Raw genomic sequence first — 15,167 nt, 5'->3', positions numbered from 1 at the left:
CCTGCTGTGCGGCCCGCCCCCGCCGTGCGGGGCGTCGTCAGCGTGTAGTTACAGGAATGCAGTCCGCATCGCCAGCCACCAGCGCCGAGCAGAACCGGCGGGTGTCCGACAGCCCTTCGAACCCCATCGCCCGCAGCCGGTAGAAGGTGCGACCGCCGCTTTCGGCGCGCTGGATCACCCGCTGCTTGCCTGCCAGGAAATCAGAGAACCGCGCGTAGATCCGATCCCACTCGGCGCGGGCGATCTCGGCGCTTTCATAGGCCCCGAGTTGCGCGAGTCGTGTGCCCGGCGGCAGGGTGGCGGGGTCGACTTCCACCGTGGCGCGGCTGGCGGCAACCGCAGGAGCGGCGGCAGCGGTCCGGGTGATCCGCGCCGGACGGGTCGGCGGGCGCAGGGAACGTTTCACGCCCGGTGCATTCAACAAGGCCGGAGAAATCTTGGCCGCGTCCGCCAGTGCCGGGCGCAGCGGTTCCGGCTGCACGATGGCGGGGGCCGAGGCCGGGGTGGCCGCCGAGAGGCTTTCGGCTTCGGCCGCCAGTTCGGCCACCAGCGCATCGATATCGCCGTTCTGGAAGGAGGCAACCGCGGCCTCGCTGACGCCCGCATCCTCGGAGGGCTGGGCCGTGGCGGCCGCCTGTTGCGCAGAGACCTGCGCCGTCAGCAGTGCTTGCGGCTTGTCGTCCTCGGTCAGTTCGATGGCGGCAGGTGCCAGCGTCAGCCGATCGGCTGGCGCGGCGGCGCTGCCCTGCGCGGCCACGGCATTCACCGCCAGCCCCTGATGGTCGGCCTGGATGCCGCCGGGGTTGGCCGGAGCCTCCCGCATCGGGCCTTCGGCTGCGCGCACCACCGGCACGCCGCTGACATCCCGCATCACCAGCTTGTAGCCCCAGACACCGACCCCGGCGACGAGCGCCACCGATGCCGCAGCGCCCAGCAGCCTGAGCGTCTGCGTCATGCCCGCGCGGGCCTGTCCCGGCGCAGGCGGCACATAGCCGAATTCATCCGGTTCGGCGTAGGTATACTGCGGTTCGGCCCCTGGGCCGGCATATGCCTGTTCGGCGGGATAGCCCTGCGGCGCGTAGCCTTGCGGTTGATATCCCTGCGCGTGATACCCCTGCGGCTGGTAGCCGGGGGCCGGGTTCACCTGCGCCTGATATCCCCCCGCATAGCCCTGCCCGTAGGCACCGCTTGCGGCTGTTTCCTGTTCCTGAACATCACCTTGGGTGAAGGCACGCCCCTGGCCTGCCTGCGCGAAATACGCCATTGTCCGCCTCACTGCCCGGTGCAGCAGCACCCCGTGGGGCGCTGCTTTCCAAGTCTCTTGAACTGCCTCATACCAGCGGAATGTGGAATTTATACCATCGAGAGCTGGCGCCCCCGGTGGTTATCGCATCTCTTCTGCCGGTTTGACGCCAAGAATACCAAGCCCCGCGGAAATGACAACGGAAACGGCCCGCGCCAGAGCCAAATTCGCATGTGTTGCCGATTGGCTGCTCTCGTTAACAAATCGTAAACCTTCCTGCGATTTGCCGAGGTGGTACAGACCGTGCAATTCCGATGCCAGATCATAGAGATAGAAGGCAATCCGGTGCGGTTCGTGGGTGCGTGCGGCAATCTCCACCTGGCGCGGCCATTCGGCCAGCTTCTTGGCCACCGCCAGCTGTGCCGGGTCGGCAATCAGCCCCAGATCGGCCGCCTTCAGCGTCGCATCATCGGCCGCAATGCCCTGCTCGCCCGCCTTGCGCAGGGTCGAGCAGATCCGCGCGTTGGCATATTGCACGTAGAACACCGGGTTGTCCTTGGACTGCTCCAGCGCCTTGTCGAGGTCAAAGTCGAAGCCTTGGTCGTTCTTGCGCGTCAGCAGCATGAAGCGGGTCACATCAGCGCCCACCGCATCAACCACGTCGCGCAGGGTGACGAAGGTGCCCGCGCGCTTGGACATCTTGAATTCTTGACCATCCTTGAACAGCTTGACCAGCTGGCACAGCTTGATGTCCAGCGGCACCTTGCCGTCGGACAGCGCCGACACCGCCGCCTTCATCCGCTTGACGTAACCACCGTGGTCGGCGCCGAAGATGTCGATCAGCTCGTCAAAGCCGCGTTCCACCTTGTCGTAGTGATAGGCGATGTCGGGCGCGAAATAGGTCCAGGAGCCGTCGGATTTCTTCACCGCGCGGTCGACGTCATCGCCGTGGTCGGTGGATTTGAACAGCGTCTGCTCGCGCGGCTCCCAATCATCGGGTTTCTTGCCCTTCGGCGGCTCCAGCACGCCCTGGTAGATCAGCCCCTTGGCTTCGAGCGCGGCCAGCGCGGCCTCGATCTTGCCGGTGCCGTAGAGCGATTTTTCCGAATAGAACACATCCATCTCGATGCCGAGCTGGGCCAGATCCTCGCGGATCAATTCCATCATCGCATCGGTGGAGAATTCGCGCACCTCGGCCAGCCAGACGTCTTCGGGCTGATCGAGATAGGCATCCCCCACTTTATCCTTCAGCGCCTGGCCGACCGGCTTCAGGTAATCGCCGGGATAGGTGCCGTCGGCAAAGGCGATCTCCTGGCCGTGCGCCTCCAGGTAGCGCAGGTAGACGGAGCGCGCCAGCACGTCGACCTGGCCGCCACCATCGTTGATGTAGTATTCGCGCGTCACGTCGTAGCCCGCATAGGCCAGGAGCGAGGCCAGAGCATCGCCGAACACTGCGCCGCGGGTGTGGCCCACGTGCAGCGGGCCGGTCGGGTTGGCGGAGACGTATTCCACGTTCACCCGCTTGCCTGCCCCCATGTCCGAACGGCCGTAATCCGTGCCTGCGTCCAGGACCGATTTCAGCACCCCCTGCCAGATGCCCGGAGCGAGGCGCAGGTTCAGAAAGCCGGGGCCTGCCACCTCGGCCGAGGTGACGCGGTCATCCGCGGCCAATTTGGCCGCCAGCGCCTCGGCGATGTCCCGCGGTTTCATCTTGGCGGGCTTGGCCAGCACCATGGCAGCATTGGTCGCCATGTCCCCATGGGCGGCATCGCGCGGCGGTTCCACCGCGACATTGGCAAAATCGAGGCCTTCCGGCAGCACGCCCTCCGTGGTCATGGCGGTGAGGCTGTCAATCACAAGCGAGCGGATATCGGTAAAGAGGTTCATATCTGGCGTCCCATATGTTCAAAGAGGCGGATACCGAGGGGCAGAGGCAGGGTCAACAGCCTTGCCGCCACTGCGGGCCTCATCCCCGGGTGCGGGACGCAGAATCCATGAGGTCGGACCGGCTTTCGTCACCGCGGGCCACGGCCGTCAGCTGCCGCTGCCCTGCAGCGCAGCCGCCGTGCCCCAGCGCCGGATCCGATAGCTGCGCAGGGCGTCCGTGAAATAGGGGTCCTGCCGGATCAGCCGCTCCACGTCTTGCCGGGTCTCGGCCTCGACGTTCCAGATCGCCCCGGGAAAATCCTGCATCGGACGCATCGCCAGCGCACCGCCGATCTGCAACTCGGGATGTGCCCGCACAAAGGCAATATGCGCTTCGCGCCGCCGCTTCGCGCCGCGCACCCGGTCCATCTCCGGCCTGTCCGTGAATGTGACCGTCCAGCGCGCCATAACGCTTCCCCTTGTTGCAGCCCTCCCTGGGGCTTACCGCCTTGGCGGCACCGCGTCATAGGGCCAGCCGCAAGCCGCGCTTAGGGCCAGATCGGTTGCGCGCCGGTCGCCGACCCGCAGGCGTCACACCTTGACCGGGGTGCCGAACAGCCGCTCGTACTGTTGCAGGGCGAAACGGTCCGTCATGCCGGCAATGTAGTCGGAAACGATGCGCGCACGTGCGACGCGGTCGGGGGCCGCCGCGATTTCCGGCTGCCAGCGCTCCGGCATATGCGCCGGATTGTCCAGGAAATGCGGAAACAGCGCCTCGACCACGCTGGCAACCTTGGCCCGCTTCTCCATCACCGAGGGCGCGCGGTACATGCGGGTGAACAGAAAGCTCCGTACCTCCTTCAGGTCGCGCCACAAGCCCTCCGAGAACGTCACCACCGGTCGCCCGAGCGCCCGCACCTCCTCCACCGACCGCACGCCGCTGTCCGACAGGTTGGCGCGGGCGGTGTCGATCACATCCCCTACCAGAACCCCGAAGAACCGGCGCAGCGCCTCGTGGCGGCGGCGGTTGGCCTCCAGGCCGGGGTAGATCCGATCGACCTCGGCATAACAGGGCCCGATGAGCGGCAAATCGGCGATGTCCGCATCGGTGAACAGCCCGGCGCGCAGCCCGTCCTGAAGGTCGTGGTTGTTATAGGCGATATCATCGGAAAGCGCCGCCACCTGCGCCTCGGCACTGGCGTGGCTGTGCAGCTCGAGGTCTATCTCCGCATTGCACTCGGCCAGCGCCCAGGGCAGTTCCCCCACCACCGGGCCATTATGCTTGGCAATCGCCTCAAGGGTTTCCCAGGTGAGGTTCAAGCCATCGAAGGCGGCGTAGTGACGCTCCAGCCGGGTCACGATGCGGATGGCCTGGGCGTTGTGGTCAAAACCGCCGTAGGGCGCCATCAGCGCATGCAGCGCATCCTCGCCGGTGTGGCCGAAGGGCGTGTGGCCCAGATCATGCGCCAACGCCACCGCCTCGGTCAGCTCCTGGTTCAGCCCCAGCGCGCCGGCAATGGTGCGGCCCACCTGACCCACCTCGATCGAGTGGGTGAGCCGGGTGCGGTAGTTGTCGCCCTCGTGCTCGACGAAAACCTGGGTCTTGTGCTTCAGCCGCCGAAAGGCGCTGGCGTGGATGATGCGGTCGCGGTCACGCTGGTACGGGGACCGAAAAGAGCTTTCTTCCTCGGCGACCTGACGTCCACGGCTGCGCTCCGGCATGGTGGCATATGGTGCATGCATCAGAAATCTTTCCCCCCGAACAGGTTCTACATCTTGCCGCTTTTACTGCACCTTTCTATATAAAGCTTTGCGCTGCAACCTGAGCCTGCGGAGAACGACCATGCAACTGCCCCCCAAAGTGACCGACCGCGCCTTTGCCCGGCTGGCCGAAATCGGCGCCGCTGCACAGGGTCAGGCGCTGCGTATCGCGGTGGAAGGCGGCGGCTGTTCCGGCTTTCAGTACGAGATCGCGCTGGACGAGGCCAAGCCCGACGACCTGGTTCTGGAAGGTCAGGGTGAGAAAGTCGTGGTCGACACGGTGTCGCTGCCCTTCCTGGAAAACGCGGTGATCGATTTCACCGAAGAGCTGATCGGCGCGCGTTTCACCATCGAAAACCCCAACGCCACCTCCAGCTGCGGCTGCGGGACGTCTTTTTCGATGTAAGCGCGGGGCGTCCGGGGCATCTGATGCGATCTCCGGCGGCTCTGACACCCCGCTGACTGACGGCCATTGGCCACACCGCGGGCTGCACTCGCCACCTGTGCCGGGCAGCCTCAGGGATCGGTGCGCAGCCGCGCCGGTCGCGTCGGTTGCGCAGCCGTTTGCGGCCCGCGCGGCGCGAATTGATCCCACACCAGATACAGCCCCGAGCCCACGACAACGAGCCCCCCGACATAGGTGGTCAATGGCGGGTACTCCCCGAACCCGAGCGCGCCAATGACCGCCATCCAGATGAATTGCAAGTTCATCAGCGGCGTGACCGCATAAGAGGCCAGAAGCCGCAGCGCCACCACCAGCAACCAACGGGCCGCAAACAGCAGCAGCGCATAGGCCAGCACCCACCCCACGTCCCCTGCGGACATGGGCTGCCAGACAAAGGGAACCAGCAGGAGCATCAGCAGGCAAAGACACAGATTCGGGTAGAAGACCTGGACAAGCGGTTTCGCCTCGAAACGGCCGATGTAGCGCGCCATGGTCATCGAGAACGTGCCCGCAACCGCCGCCATCAAGGCCAGCAGATGACCGGCCGAGACCGTAGCCAGGCCGCGCGGGAACAGAAACAGCATCCCGGCGAACCCCGCCAGCAGTGCCAGCCAGGCCGCCGGGCGCACCGGCTCGTTCAGCAGCGCGCCCGACATGGCCCCGGCCAGCAATGGCATGAGACCGATGAACACGAAGACTTCTGCAAAGGGCAGCAGCCGGAAGGCCTGAAAAAAGCAAATCGCGGCGATGACCGTTGCGAGGCTGCGCAAGGCCGTCGCACGCGGGCAGCTGGTGGCGAACCCCCGGCGCTGCCCCGGGAGCCGGTCGGCGAGGCGGCACAACAGCACAACGACCGCCCCGGACAAGGCGTAGATCTGCACCGGGCCATAGCCCCCTGCCAGGACCTTGGTTATGCCATCGGCCGAGGCGATCAACCCCGTGTAGATCACCACAAGCAGGGCGCCGAGAAGGCTCTGGGTCCGAACGCGGCTCATGCCGGAGCCGCGTGGCCCGCACGGGCAAAACACTCGAAAAAGCCGTCGAAGTCAGCGCAGCTCTGCTCCGCGGACCTCAGCACCTGCTGCGCCTGCGGCGTCAAGGCGCTCTGGCAGCGGGACTTGATCGACGGCCAGTGTGGCCGCGTTTCGCCTGCCTTGAAAACGGCCTCGGACAAATGTTTCAAAACACTTCCTCCCTGCGGCCCGGAAACGAGCAGCCCACGCGAGACACCACCCCCGCGCGCCCCGGCCTCTCCCCCAGCCGTTGCTGGACCAACAGTTCGCGGCACCGGATGCCGAAAACCACGGCGACCCGAGAGAACCATCAGCCAATTCATCACAAAATACGCGTGATAATCGTCGTTGACACCATAAAACTCGCCTTTTGCGAGTGAAAACTCCGTTAACGCCCGGTCGAGCCAGGCCTCCCACTGCAACGGCGGCGGATGCCCGGCATAGCGCAGGGCGATGCAGATTTCGGCCAGAAGATCCGCATCCTGATCGAGAAAGGCGACCAATCCGGCATATTCCAGACTGGTCTTTACCTGCGCTGGCAGATCCGGGTCCCGTTGCCCGTATTCGGACAGGTAGAAGACGATATGGGTCAGCTCGTAGGCCGCTTTTTTGTTCGGAATGGCAAAGGTTTGCGAGCGCGACGCAAACCCGCGCAGGCGGTCGTCCAATCCTGCATCAGCCAACTGCACGTCGCGGCGCTCCAGCAGGCGGCGGGCCTCGGCCCGTTGCAGGTCGGACAGTTCGGCCTGCACCAATTCCTGCCTCGCCACCCACTGCGCCATTTGCGCGCCGCTCTCCCCCTCCATCCCGAGATCTTCGAGGTCGAGGCAGATGGACAGGATGAACCGGTAATATTGGCGAAAAAAGCTCAGATGCCGCGGAGCTGCAGCGTAAAACGGGGCCAGAACCGCGAGCGAATCATCCGCGAACCGATGCCCCGTGCATTGCAGGATGTTCAGAAGCTCGGCGTTTTCCTTGAGCCAGAACACATCCTCCTCGCGACGGCGGCCCCGCGCGAAAGCCGCGACCAACGCCCGTTGCGGCGACGAACCGCCCCCAATGGACCCGCGCGCAAAGCCCGTGCGGCCTCCATGGAAGGCAGGGCCGGAGGGCTGGACGGAAAGAGGAATGATTTGGGCCATTGGAAACTCGTCGAGCGAGGGGCACCGGCCAGGGTCTTGTCCAGCCAGTGCGCCCGTTATTGAGCAGGAGAGCCGTTTTGACCGCACCTTGGGAGCGTGCCTCGGCGAGCCCTGCGAAATTTGGCAGATGGCGGACATATAGACGGGCCCGCCAAGGCGCAGTTCAGATCAGCTGCCGGAGGAGAAAAGCCCCGTTGCCACACCGGCGTCCATCGCCGCCCCGCTGCCCCGCGCCGCTGGTGACGACCCGGAGGAATAGAGCCCCACCTGGTTGCCGCAGACGGTGTCAGAGAGCCGCGCCGAGGGGGCGGAGCCGGAAGAAAAGCACCCTACGGCCTCGCCAAGGCTGACATCTGCATCCCGTTGCGGCAGGGAGCCGGAGGAGAACATCTCGACCCCGCCCCCTGCGTGCAAATCGGCCAAGGGCAACTCCTCGCTGTGCGAAACGGAAAATTCGGTGAACTTGCGCAGTGCAGACATCGGAAACCTCATGTGTTTGAGACGGTTACCCCACTGACGCTGACATGGCGACCACTCAACAAAAAGTAGAATTTTAACGACAGTAAACAATCCATGATTATACCCACATGAACTTTCACCGACTGTCATTTAGCGGGTCAAAATGATTTCAAACGATCCACAGGCGAGAGATGAAGTTATGCACACGCGACAAAACGCACGTCCTTCGCCGCAAATCGGAAGTTCGCTTTGCAGATGCACAAAGGCAGTTTCCCGAATGCCACACCCGCATGATTCGCAGCGGAGGCTGACCGGCGCGCATTCACCTTGCTCCGGCCCCGCGATTGGGCGATAGATCAGCGCGTGAATACAGCACCATGCGTCGGAGGCAAGCCATGAAAATCGCCACGTTCAACATCAATGGCATCAAGGCCCGCGCGCAGGCGCTGCCGGACTGGCTGGACGAGGCGCAACCCGATGTGGTGGTGCTGCAGGAGATCAAGTCCGTCGACGAGGCCTTTCCGCGCGAGGTGTTCGAGGAACGGGGCTACAACGTGGAGACCCACGGCCAGAAAAGCTTCAACGGCGTCGCCATCCTGTCGAAACTGCCGCTGGAGGACGTGAACCGGGGTTTGCCGGGGGATGATGCCGACGAACAGGCCCGCTGGATCGAAGCCACGGTGGTTGGTCAGCAGGCGATCCGAATCTGCGGCCTTTATCTGCCCAACGGCAACCCGGTTGAACTGGAGGCTGACGGAACCCCGGTGGCGGGCGGCAAATATGCCTACAAGCTGGCCTGGATGGAACGGCTCAAGGCCCGTGCGCAGGCGCTTCTTGATCAGGAGATGCCTGCCCTCATGGCCGGGGATTACAACATCATCCCCCAGCCCGAGGACGCCAAACGCCCTGAAGCCTGGGTCGAGGATGCGCTGCATCGTCCGGAAAGCCGGGCCGCCTATCAGAGGATCCTCAACCTCGGCTTTACCGAGGCGTTCCGGGCGCGCCACCCCGAGCCGGGACACTACTCGTTCTGGGACTACCAGGCCGGGGCGTGGAACCGCAACGACGGTATCCGCATCGACCATTTCCTGCTCACCCCCCAGGCGGCGGACCTGCTGCTGGACTGCCAGATCGACAAGGATGTGCGGGGGCGCGAAAAACCTTCGGACCATGTGCCTGTCTGGGTGGAGCTCGATCTGTAACACAGGGACGCGTCGCGCCTCCGACCGGGGGAACCGGTCCCCAAATTGACGGGGATCGTTGTTCCGACGGAGGGAGACGCAGCGCAGCTTGTATGCGCGCGACCCCGGGCAGCTGTCGGTACGGCGGCCTCAGGCGGTCACGTCATGGCGGTAGATCCAGTCGAACTGCCGCACCATCCGCTCCGGGGCGAACCGCCCTGCCAGTTTCAGCACCTGGTGCGCCGGCCAGTTCAGCGGCGCACGCAGGTGATATTTCCAAGCATTGCGGCTGGCGGTGCGTACGACCTTCTCCGCCCGGTCACGGCGCCGTTGCTGGTACATGGCCAGACCGCTTTCGACCCCCGGGGCCTCGGCCAGCGAGCGCGCCAGCACCCAGGCATCTTCTAGCGCCAGATTGGCCCCCTGCGCCATGAAAGGCAGCGTCGGATGCGCCGCATCGCCGACGATCGCCGCATTGCCCCGGTGCCAGCACTCTGCCACCGGATGGCGGAACAGCCCCCACAGCATCACCTCGTCGACCGCCTCCAGCAACGCCGCGGCGGCCCCGCCGAAGCCGGCGAAAGCGGCCCGCAGGTTCGCCGGGTCATCACGGAACTGCCAGCCTTCCTCGGCCCAGCTGCGGCGCGCCTGCACCGCCACGAGGTTGACCAACCGGCCATCGCGCAGCGGATAGGCCACCAGGTGCCGCCGCGGCCCCATGAAGACCTGCGCCTCGGGCGGCAGGTTCAGGTGATTGGGAACGGTCGCCCGCCAGGCCACCTGCCCCGTGAAGAAAGGCTGATCGCCCCCGTTCAGCGCCGTGCGCATTTTCGAATGAAGACCATCGGCGCCAATCACCACGTCGCCGCCGCATTGCGCGCCATTGCCCAGATGCACCACCGTCCGGGCGCCGACCTCGACCCGCTCGACCTTTTGCAGCAGGCGCACCTGCACCCCCGCGCGGCGCGCGGCGGCTGCCAGAAGGCCGATCAGATCCGACCGGTGCACCATGTAATAGGGCAAGCCAGCGGCATATTGGTCCAGATCCAGTCGCAGCACCTCTGCGCCGCGCCGGTGACTGCGCAACACCACGGCCCGGGCCCGCTGGGAACACCAGGCCAGATCATCCGCCAGATCCAGCGCCCGCAGAACCGCGACCCCGTTGGGGCTGATCTGCAAGCCGGCGCCAACCTCGGTGATCGCGCTGGCCTGTTCCAGCACCGTGACGGACGCCCCAAGCCTGCGCAGCGCCACCGCCGCGGTCAACCCGCCGATGCCGGAGCCGATAATGGTGATCTTGAGGCCTTTGAGTTCCATGAGGGTCCGCCGTGTTGCAAGCCTGCACCAAATGAAACAAAAAACGCCGGAGCAAAAGCCCCCGGCGTTCAGGTTTCTTTCATTTTTGACGCAATTTCGGCCGTTCAGTCGTCGCGATGGACCTTTTCCCGGCGCTCGTGGCGCTCCTGGGCTTCCAGGCTCATGGTTGCGATCGGTCGGGCGTCCAGGCGTTTCAGCGAGATCGGATCACCGGTCACTTCGCAATAGCCGTATTCACCTTCGTCGATACGGCGCAGCGCGGCATCGATCTTGGCAACCAGCTTGCGCTGGCGGTCCCGCGTACGCAGCTCCAGCGCGCGGTCTGTCTCTTCGCTGGCGCGGTCGGCAACATCGGGGATGTTGCGGGTGTTGTCCTGCAGCCCCTCGATCGTGTCGCGGCTGTCGGACAGCAACTCTTCTTTCCAGTTCAATAGCTTACGTCGGAAATACTCAAGCTGCCGTTCGTTCATGAACGGCTCATCTTCGGCCGGGCGGTAGTCGTCCGGCAGAAACACTTCTTGCTTCATTTCGGCTCCTTCGGTCTGGCCCATAATGCTGGTCATAATTTACACCTGAACATTGTGGCTCCCCCTCTGCCGCTGCGTTTATCCCTATCGGGCAGGAATGTCACTACACAATAGTAGTCTGGTTTGGTTAAAAGAAAGGCAACAAGGGGGCCTGCGCCCCGCGATCAGGATCGGAACGGGAAAGATATGAAGTTTCAAGGTACTAAGGAATATGTCGCCACCGACGACCTGAAAGTCGCGGTAAACGCGGCCGTCACGCTGGAGCGCCCGCTGCTGGTCAAGGGGGAACCGGGCACCGGCAAGACCGAGCTGGCCAAACAGGTGGCCTCGGCGCTGGGTATGCAGATGATCGAGTGGAACGTCAAATCCACCACCCGCGCGCAGCAGGGGCTTTACGAATACGACGCCGTCAGCCGGTTGCGCGACAGCCAGCTGGGCGACGAGCGAGTCCATGATGTGAAGAACTACATCAAGAAGGGCAAGCTGTGGCAGGCCTTCGAGGCGGACGAGCGCGTGGTGCTGCTGATCGACGAGATCGACAAGGCCGATATCGAGTTCCCGAACGACCTCTTGCACGAACTCGACAAGATGGAGTTCCACGTCTACGAGACCGGCGAAACCATCCGCGCCAAGCACCGGCCGGTGATCATCATCACCTCCAACAACGAAAAGGAGCTGCCCGACGCGTTCCTGCGCCGCTGCTTCTTCCACTACATCCGCTTTCCGGATGCCGAGACGATGAAGAAGATCGTCGAGGTGCATCACCCCGGCATCAAGGAGGCGCTGCTGACCGCGGCCCTGACCCAGTTCTACGAGATCCGCGAAACCCAGGGGTTGAAGAAGAAGCCCTCGACCTCGGAAGTGATCGACTGGTTGAAACTGTTGCTGGCCGAAGACCTGGGCCCCGAGGACATTGCCCGCAACGGAGCCGATGCGCTGCCGAAACTGCACGGCGCCCTGCTGAAGAACGAGCAGGACGTGCACCTGTTCGAGCGGCTCGCCTTCATGGCGCGCGGGCGGCGCTGAGCGGTGTCATCCGGCGGTGGGCTGTTTTGCTTCAATTTGCCGGTTCCTTGGCCTATCACCAAGACAAGGATGCCAGGCCAACTTCAGCCGGGCCGATAGGAGACGCCTGAGTGCCCGCTGACGCCCCTTTGCAAGCCCGGACCACGCCCCGCCCTGTCAGCAGCCGCCTGATGCGTTTGGGCATGGTCGCCCTGACCGCACTGGCGCTGACGGGATGCGCGCGACCTGGGGCGGAGGCGCCGCCGCCCACCCGCGCAGCTTCTGCGGTGCTGGTCTTGCCCCCGGTAAAGGTGTTCACCCCGCGTCCGCCGTCCGCCCCGCAACGCTCCAACACGGATATCGCCCGCGACTTCCTCGACCTGCACTTCGAGCTGGAGGGCGGTGCCAGCCTGCCCCATTTTTCCCGGTTCGAGAGCCCGATCACCCTGCGGGTAACCGGTGAGCCTGCCCCGGGATTCCGGCGGGAGCTGGCCGCACTGCTGACCCGCTTGCGCAACGAGGCGGGGATCGACATTCACGTTCTTGGCTCAGCAGATGCAGACACGACCGCCCGCATCACCATCGAGTCGGTTTCGCGGACCCAGATCCGGCGCGCGCTGCCAAAGGCCGCGTGTTTCGTGGTGCCAAACGTATCGTCGCTTGCGGAATACCGGCGCAACCGGCGCAACCCGCGGACGCGCTGGTCGCTGTTGCACCAACGCGAGAAGCTGGCCGTTTTCATCCCCAATGACGTCAGCCTGCAAGAGGTCCGCGATTGCCTGCACGAAGAGCTGGCTCAGGCGATCGGACCGCTGAACGACCTCTATCGGCTGCCGGACTCGATCTTCAACGACGACAACGTTCATGCGGTTCTGACCGGGTTTGACATGCTGATCCTGCGGGCCACCTATGCCCCGGAGTTGCGCACCGGCATGACCCGCACCGAAGTCGCCGCGCGACTGCCCGCGATCCTCGCGCGGCTGAATCCGGCAGGTGCCCGGCATGCCACGCTCTGGCTGCCACCGACGCCGCGCGCCTGGATCGACGCGGTCGAACAGGCCCTGGATCCCCACGCCCCCGTGCGCACACGCACCCGCGCCGCAAATGACGCCGCCGCCATCGCCCGTGACCTCGGCTGGCACGACCACCGCCGCGCGCTCAGCCACTATCTCCTCGGGCGCACGCTGCACCCGCGAGAGCCGCTGTTGGCGCGACAGCATTACCTCACGGCCGAAAGCTTCCTGCAGGGCCAACCCGGCACCGCGCTGCATCAGGCAAAACTGGCCGTCCAGCTGGCTGCGCAGGATATCGCCTCGGGCCGGGGCGAGGCCGCACTGGCGCGGCTGGAGCCAGCCTCTGCCACCGCCGCAGCCCATCAAAACGCGGCGCTTTTGTCGACGCTTCTGATGTTGCAGGCCGAGGCGCTTGAGCTCACCGGCCGCATGGTCGAGGCGCGCCGGGTCAGGCTGGACAGCCTTGGATGGGCACGCTACGGCTATGGCGCGGATTGGCAGGTCAAGGCGCGGCTGGAGGACATCGCATCCTTGCGGCCCCTGACGTCCCGCCGTCCTTAGGACGACAGCGACAACAACAGAAGACGGAACATGACATGATCGTAATAGGCGGTTTGCTGCTGGGAGCTCTGCTGGGCGCGTTTAAGGCCCGCAAGCGGGGCGGCAATACATTGGACATGCTGCAATACGGCGCAGTCTATGCCATCGTCTTTGGGATCCTCGGCCTGTTGGCGACGCTGTTGACGCACCGACTGCTGGCCTGACCGGAGCGCGCCGATATGTTCCAGCCCTTCTTTGAAAACCTGCGCAAGGCCGCCATCCCGGTGTCGCTGCGCGAGTATCTGACCTTTCTGGAAGGGATGCGGGCCGGTCTCGTCACCTACGATATCGAAGGCTTCTACTACCTCGCCCGCGCCGCCATGGTGAAGGACGAACGCCACATCGACCGTTTCGACCGCGCCTTTGCCGCCACCTTCGAGGGGCTGGAGGCGATCCCGGCCGAGGCGGTGATGGAGGCCGTCGACATCCCCGAGGACTGGCTGCGCAAGATGGCGGAAAAGCATCTGAGCGCCGAGGAGAAGGCCGAGATCGAGGCTTTGGGCGGCTTCGACAAGCTGATGGAGACGCTGAAGGAGCGCCTCAAGGAACAGCAGGGCCGCCACCAGGGCGGCAACAAGTGGATCGGCACCGCCGGCACCTCCCCCTTTGGCGCCTACGGCTACAACCCCGAGGGCGTGCGCATCGGCCAGGACAAGAGCCGCCACCAGCGCGCCGTGAAGGTCTGGGACAAGCGCGAGTTCAGGAACCTCGACGGCGATGTCGAGCTTGGCACCCGCAACATCAAGGTCGCCCTGAAACGCCTGCGTCGCTGGGTCCGCGAGGGCGCGCAGGAGGAGCTGGACCTCGACGGCACCATCCGCTCCACCGCCGAACACGGCTATCTTGACGTAAAGACCCGGCCCGAGCGGCACAATGCCGTGAAGGTGCTGCTGTTTCTGGACGTGGGCGGCTCGATGGACCCGCATATCCAGGTGGTGGAGGAGCTGTTCTCCGCCGCCCGCGCCGAGTTCAAGCACCTGGAATACTACTACTTCCACAACTGTCTGTACGAAGGCGTCTGGCGCGACAACCGCCGCCGCTGGGCCGAAAAGATCCCCACCCACGAGGTGCTGCGCACCTACGGGCCGGATTACAAATGCATCTTCGTCGGCGATGCCTCGATGAGCCCTTACGAAATCGCCTATGCCGGCGGTGCCAACGAGCACTGGAACGAGGAGGCGGGCCAGGTCTGGCTGCAGCGCGCGCGGGAAGCCTGGAGCGCGAACCTCTGGATCAACCCGGTGCCGGAGAAGTACTGGGACTACACCCAGTCAATCGGCATGATCCGCGAAATCTTCGAGGGTCGCATGGTGCCGATGACGCTGGACGGCCTGGACCGCGGCATGCGCGAGCTGTCGCGCTAAGCCCTCCGCTTGCCCCCCCCTTGTTAGGCCCCTGCCCGGCAACCGGCAGCTACTCCCGCCAAGCCCTCCCGCACCCGCGCCTGCGCTGGCTGACGCCAGCACCGTCTGGCGGCTTTGGGCATGGCCTGGGGGCTTCCCATGGAAAGCCCCAGGAACACCCGAGACCCCCCCCCGCCCCAGGACCCACCACCAAGAACGTACGTCCCCCCCCTCCCCCCCCCGACGGGGAGC

General features: G+C 65.0%; 15 protein-coding genes. 6 read left to right on the top strand and 9 right to left on the bottom strand.

Annotated elements, in window-relative coordinates:
• Positions 1–37: 37 nt before the first annotated feature.
• The 4 genes from AB9K35_RS05040 to AB9K35_RS05025 form a co-directional block, all read right to left on the bottom strand.
• Positions 38–1,264 carry an SPOR domain-containing protein gene (locus AB9K35_RS05040; protein WP_369924774.1) on the bottom strand — a complete coding sequence of 409 codons (1,227 nt, stop codon included), beginning with the start codon at positions 1,262–1,264 and terminating at the stop codon, positions 38–40.
• Between the two features lie 120 nt (positions 1,265–1,384).
• Entirely contained in the window at positions 1,385–3,130 is a 1,746-nt protein-coding gene (gene argS / locus AB9K35_RS05035; protein ID WP_369924773.1) for an arginine--tRNA ligase, read from the bottom strand.
• A gap of 147 nt (positions 3,131–3,277) precedes the next feature.
• Positions 3,278–3,577: a YciI family protein gene (locus AB9K35_RS05030; RefSeq protein ID WP_369924772.1), complete on the bottom strand. Its 300-nt coding sequence runs from the start codon at positions 3,575–3,577 to the stop codon at positions 3,278–3,280.
• Between the two features lie 123 nt (positions 3,578–3,700).
• Entirely contained in the window at positions 3,701–4,852 is a 1,152-nt protein-coding gene (locus tag AB9K35_RS05025) for a deoxyguanosinetriphosphate triphosphohydrolase (protein WP_222453454.1), read from the bottom strand.
• Positions 4,853–4,952: 100 nt separating this feature from the next.
• On the opposite strand from AB9K35_RS05025, the gene AB9K35_RS05020 reads away from it, so the two are divergent.
• Positions 4,953–5,276 (top strand): iron-sulfur cluster assembly accessory protein, encoded by a 324-nt coding sequence (locus tag AB9K35_RS05020; protein WP_222453455.1) that lies wholly within the window; start codon positions 4,953–4,955, stop codon positions 5,274–5,276.
• Between the two features lie 110 nt (positions 5,277–5,386).
• On the opposite strand, the gene AB9K35_RS05015 is transcribed toward AB9K35_RS05020, so the two are convergent.
• The 3 genes from AB9K35_RS05015 to AB9K35_RS05005 form a co-directional block, all read right to left on the bottom strand.
• A complete protein-coding gene (locus tag AB9K35_RS05015; protein ID WP_369924771.1) occupies positions 5,387–6,310 on the bottom strand; it encodes a DMT family transporter in 924 nt (307 codons plus the stop codon).
• A complete protein-coding gene (locus AB9K35_RS05010) occupies positions 6,307–7,470 on the bottom strand; it encodes a hypothetical protein (protein WP_369924770.1) in 1,164 nt (387 codons plus the stop codon). The genes AB9K35_RS05015 and AB9K35_RS05010 overlap by 4 nt, the downstream gene beginning before the upstream one ends.
• 168 nt (positions 7,471–7,638) lie before the next feature.
• Positions 7,639–7,950, bottom strand: coding sequence for a hypothetical protein (locus tag AB9K35_RS05005; protein ID WP_369924769.1), 312 nt, complete (start codon positions 7,948–7,950; stop codon positions 7,639–7,641).
• A 374-nt stretch (positions 7,951–8,324) separates the two neighbouring features.
• Between AB9K35_RS05005 and xth the strand changes: the two genes are divergently transcribed.
• Positions 8,325–9,131, top strand: coding sequence for an exodeoxyribonuclease III (xth, locus tag AB9K35_RS05000; protein ID WP_369924768.1), 807 nt, complete (start codon positions 8,325–8,327; stop codon positions 9,129–9,131).
• 129 nt (positions 9,132–9,260) lie between these two features.
• Here the strand turns inward: xth and AB9K35_RS04995 are convergent, their stop codons facing one another.
• Entirely contained in the window at positions 9,261–10,427 is a 1,167-nt protein-coding gene (locus AB9K35_RS04995) for an FAD-dependent monooxygenase (RefSeq protein ID WP_369924767.1), read from the bottom strand.
• Positions 10,428–10,531: 104 nt separating this feature from the next.
• The gene (gene dksA / locus AB9K35_RS04990) at positions 10,532–10,954 is read right to left on the bottom strand and encodes an RNA polymerase-binding protein DksA (RefSeq protein ID WP_369924836.1); all 423 of its coding nucleotides are present in this window, start codon (positions 10,952–10,954) and stop codon (positions 10,532–10,534) included.
• A 186-nt stretch (positions 10,955–11,140) separates the two neighbouring features.
• Here dksA and AB9K35_RS04985 point away from each other — a divergent pair, with 186 nt between their 5' ends.
• The 4 genes from AB9K35_RS04985 (at position 11,141) to AB9K35_RS04970 (ending at position 14,936) form a co-directional block, all read left to right on the top strand.
• Positions 11,141–11,980, top strand: coding sequence for an AAA family ATPase (locus tag AB9K35_RS04985; protein WP_369924766.1), 840 nt, complete (start codon positions 11,141–11,143; stop codon positions 11,978–11,980).
• A gap of 170 nt (positions 11,981–12,150) precedes the next feature.
• On the top strand, positions 12,151–13,533 hold the full coding sequence (locus AB9K35_RS04980) for a DUF2927 domain-containing protein (protein ID WP_369924765.1): 1,383 nt from the start codon (positions 12,151–12,153) through the stop codon (positions 13,531–13,533).
• 35 nt (positions 13,534–13,568) lie between these two features.
• Complete coding sequence (locus AB9K35_RS04975) at positions 13,569–13,736, top strand: hypothetical protein (protein ID WP_369924764.1); 168 nt, start codon at positions 13,569–13,571, stop codon at positions 13,734–13,736.
• A gap of 15 nt (positions 13,737–13,751) precedes the next feature.
• Positions 13,752–14,936, top strand: a complete 1,185-nt coding sequence (locus AB9K35_RS04970; RefSeq protein ID WP_369924763.1) for a VWA domain-containing protein — start codon at positions 13,752–13,754, stop codon at positions 14,934–14,936.
• The last annotated feature ends 231 nt before the right edge of the window (positions 14,937–15,167 follow it).

The organism is Leisingera sp. XS_AS12 (assembly GCF_041224635.1).
Classification (GTDB): Bacteria; Pseudomonadota; Alphaproteobacteria; order Rhodobacterales; family Rhodobacteraceae; genus Leisingera.
This window is presented reverse-complemented; position numbering and strand designations above follow the sequence as displayed.

Bases quoted from the DNA above. Each gene is read 5' to 3' on its own strand.
- AB9K35_RS05040 (WP_369924774.1), bottom strand. From the start codon at position 1,264: ATGGCGTATTTCGCGCAGGCAGGCCAGGGGCGTGCCTTCACCCAAGGT.
- argS (WP_369924773.1), bottom strand. From the start codon at position 3,130: ATGAACCTCTTTACCGATATCCGCTCGCTTGTGATTGACAGCCTCACC.
- AB9K35_RS05030 (WP_369924772.1), bottom strand. From the start codon at position 3,577: ATGGCGCGCTGGACGGTCACATTCACGGACAGGCCGGAGATGGACCGG.
- AB9K35_RS05025 (WP_222453454.1), bottom strand. From the start codon at position 4,852: ATGCATGCACCATATGCCACCATGCCGGAGCGCAGCCGTGGACGTCAG.
- AB9K35_RS05020 (WP_222453455.1), top strand. From the start codon at position 4,953: ATGCAACTGCCCCCCAAAGTGACCGACCGCGCCTTTGCCCGGCTGGCC.
- AB9K35_RS05015 (WP_369924771.1), bottom strand. From the start codon at position 6,310: ATGAGCCGCGTTCGGACCCAGAGCCTTCTCGGCGCCCTGCTTGTGGTG.
- AB9K35_RS05010 (WP_369924770.1), bottom strand. From the start codon at position 7,470: ATGGCCCAAATCATTCCTCTTTCCGTCCAGCCCTCCGGCCCTGCCTTC.
- AB9K35_RS05005 (WP_369924769.1), bottom strand. From the start codon at position 7,950: ATGTCTGCACTGCGCAAGTTCACCGAATTTTCCGTTTCGCACAGCGAG.
- xth (WP_369924768.1), top strand. From the start codon at position 8,325: ATGAAAATCGCCACGTTCAACATCAATGGCATCAAGGCCCGCGCGCAG.
- AB9K35_RS04995 (WP_369924767.1), bottom strand. From the start codon at position 10,427: ATGGAACTCAAAGGCCTCAAGATCACCATTATCGGCTCCGGCATCGGC.
- dksA (WP_369924836.1), bottom strand. From the start codon at position 10,954: ATGAAGCAAGAAGTGTTTCTGCCGGACGACTACCGCCCGGCCGAAGAT.
- AB9K35_RS04985 (WP_369924766.1), top strand. From the start codon at position 11,141: ATGAAGTTTCAAGGTACTAAGGAATATGTCGCCACCGACGACCTGAAA.
- AB9K35_RS04980 (WP_369924765.1), top strand. From the start codon at position 12,151: ATGCGTTTGGGCATGGTCGCCCTGACCGCACTGGCGCTGACGGGATGC.
- AB9K35_RS04975 (WP_369924764.1), top strand. From the start codon at position 13,569: ATGATCGTAATAGGCGGTTTGCTGCTGGGAGCTCTGCTGGGCGCGTTT.
- AB9K35_RS04970 (WP_369924763.1), top strand. From the start codon at position 13,752: ATGTTCCAGCCCTTCTTTGAAAACCTGCGCAAGGCCGCCATCCCGGTG.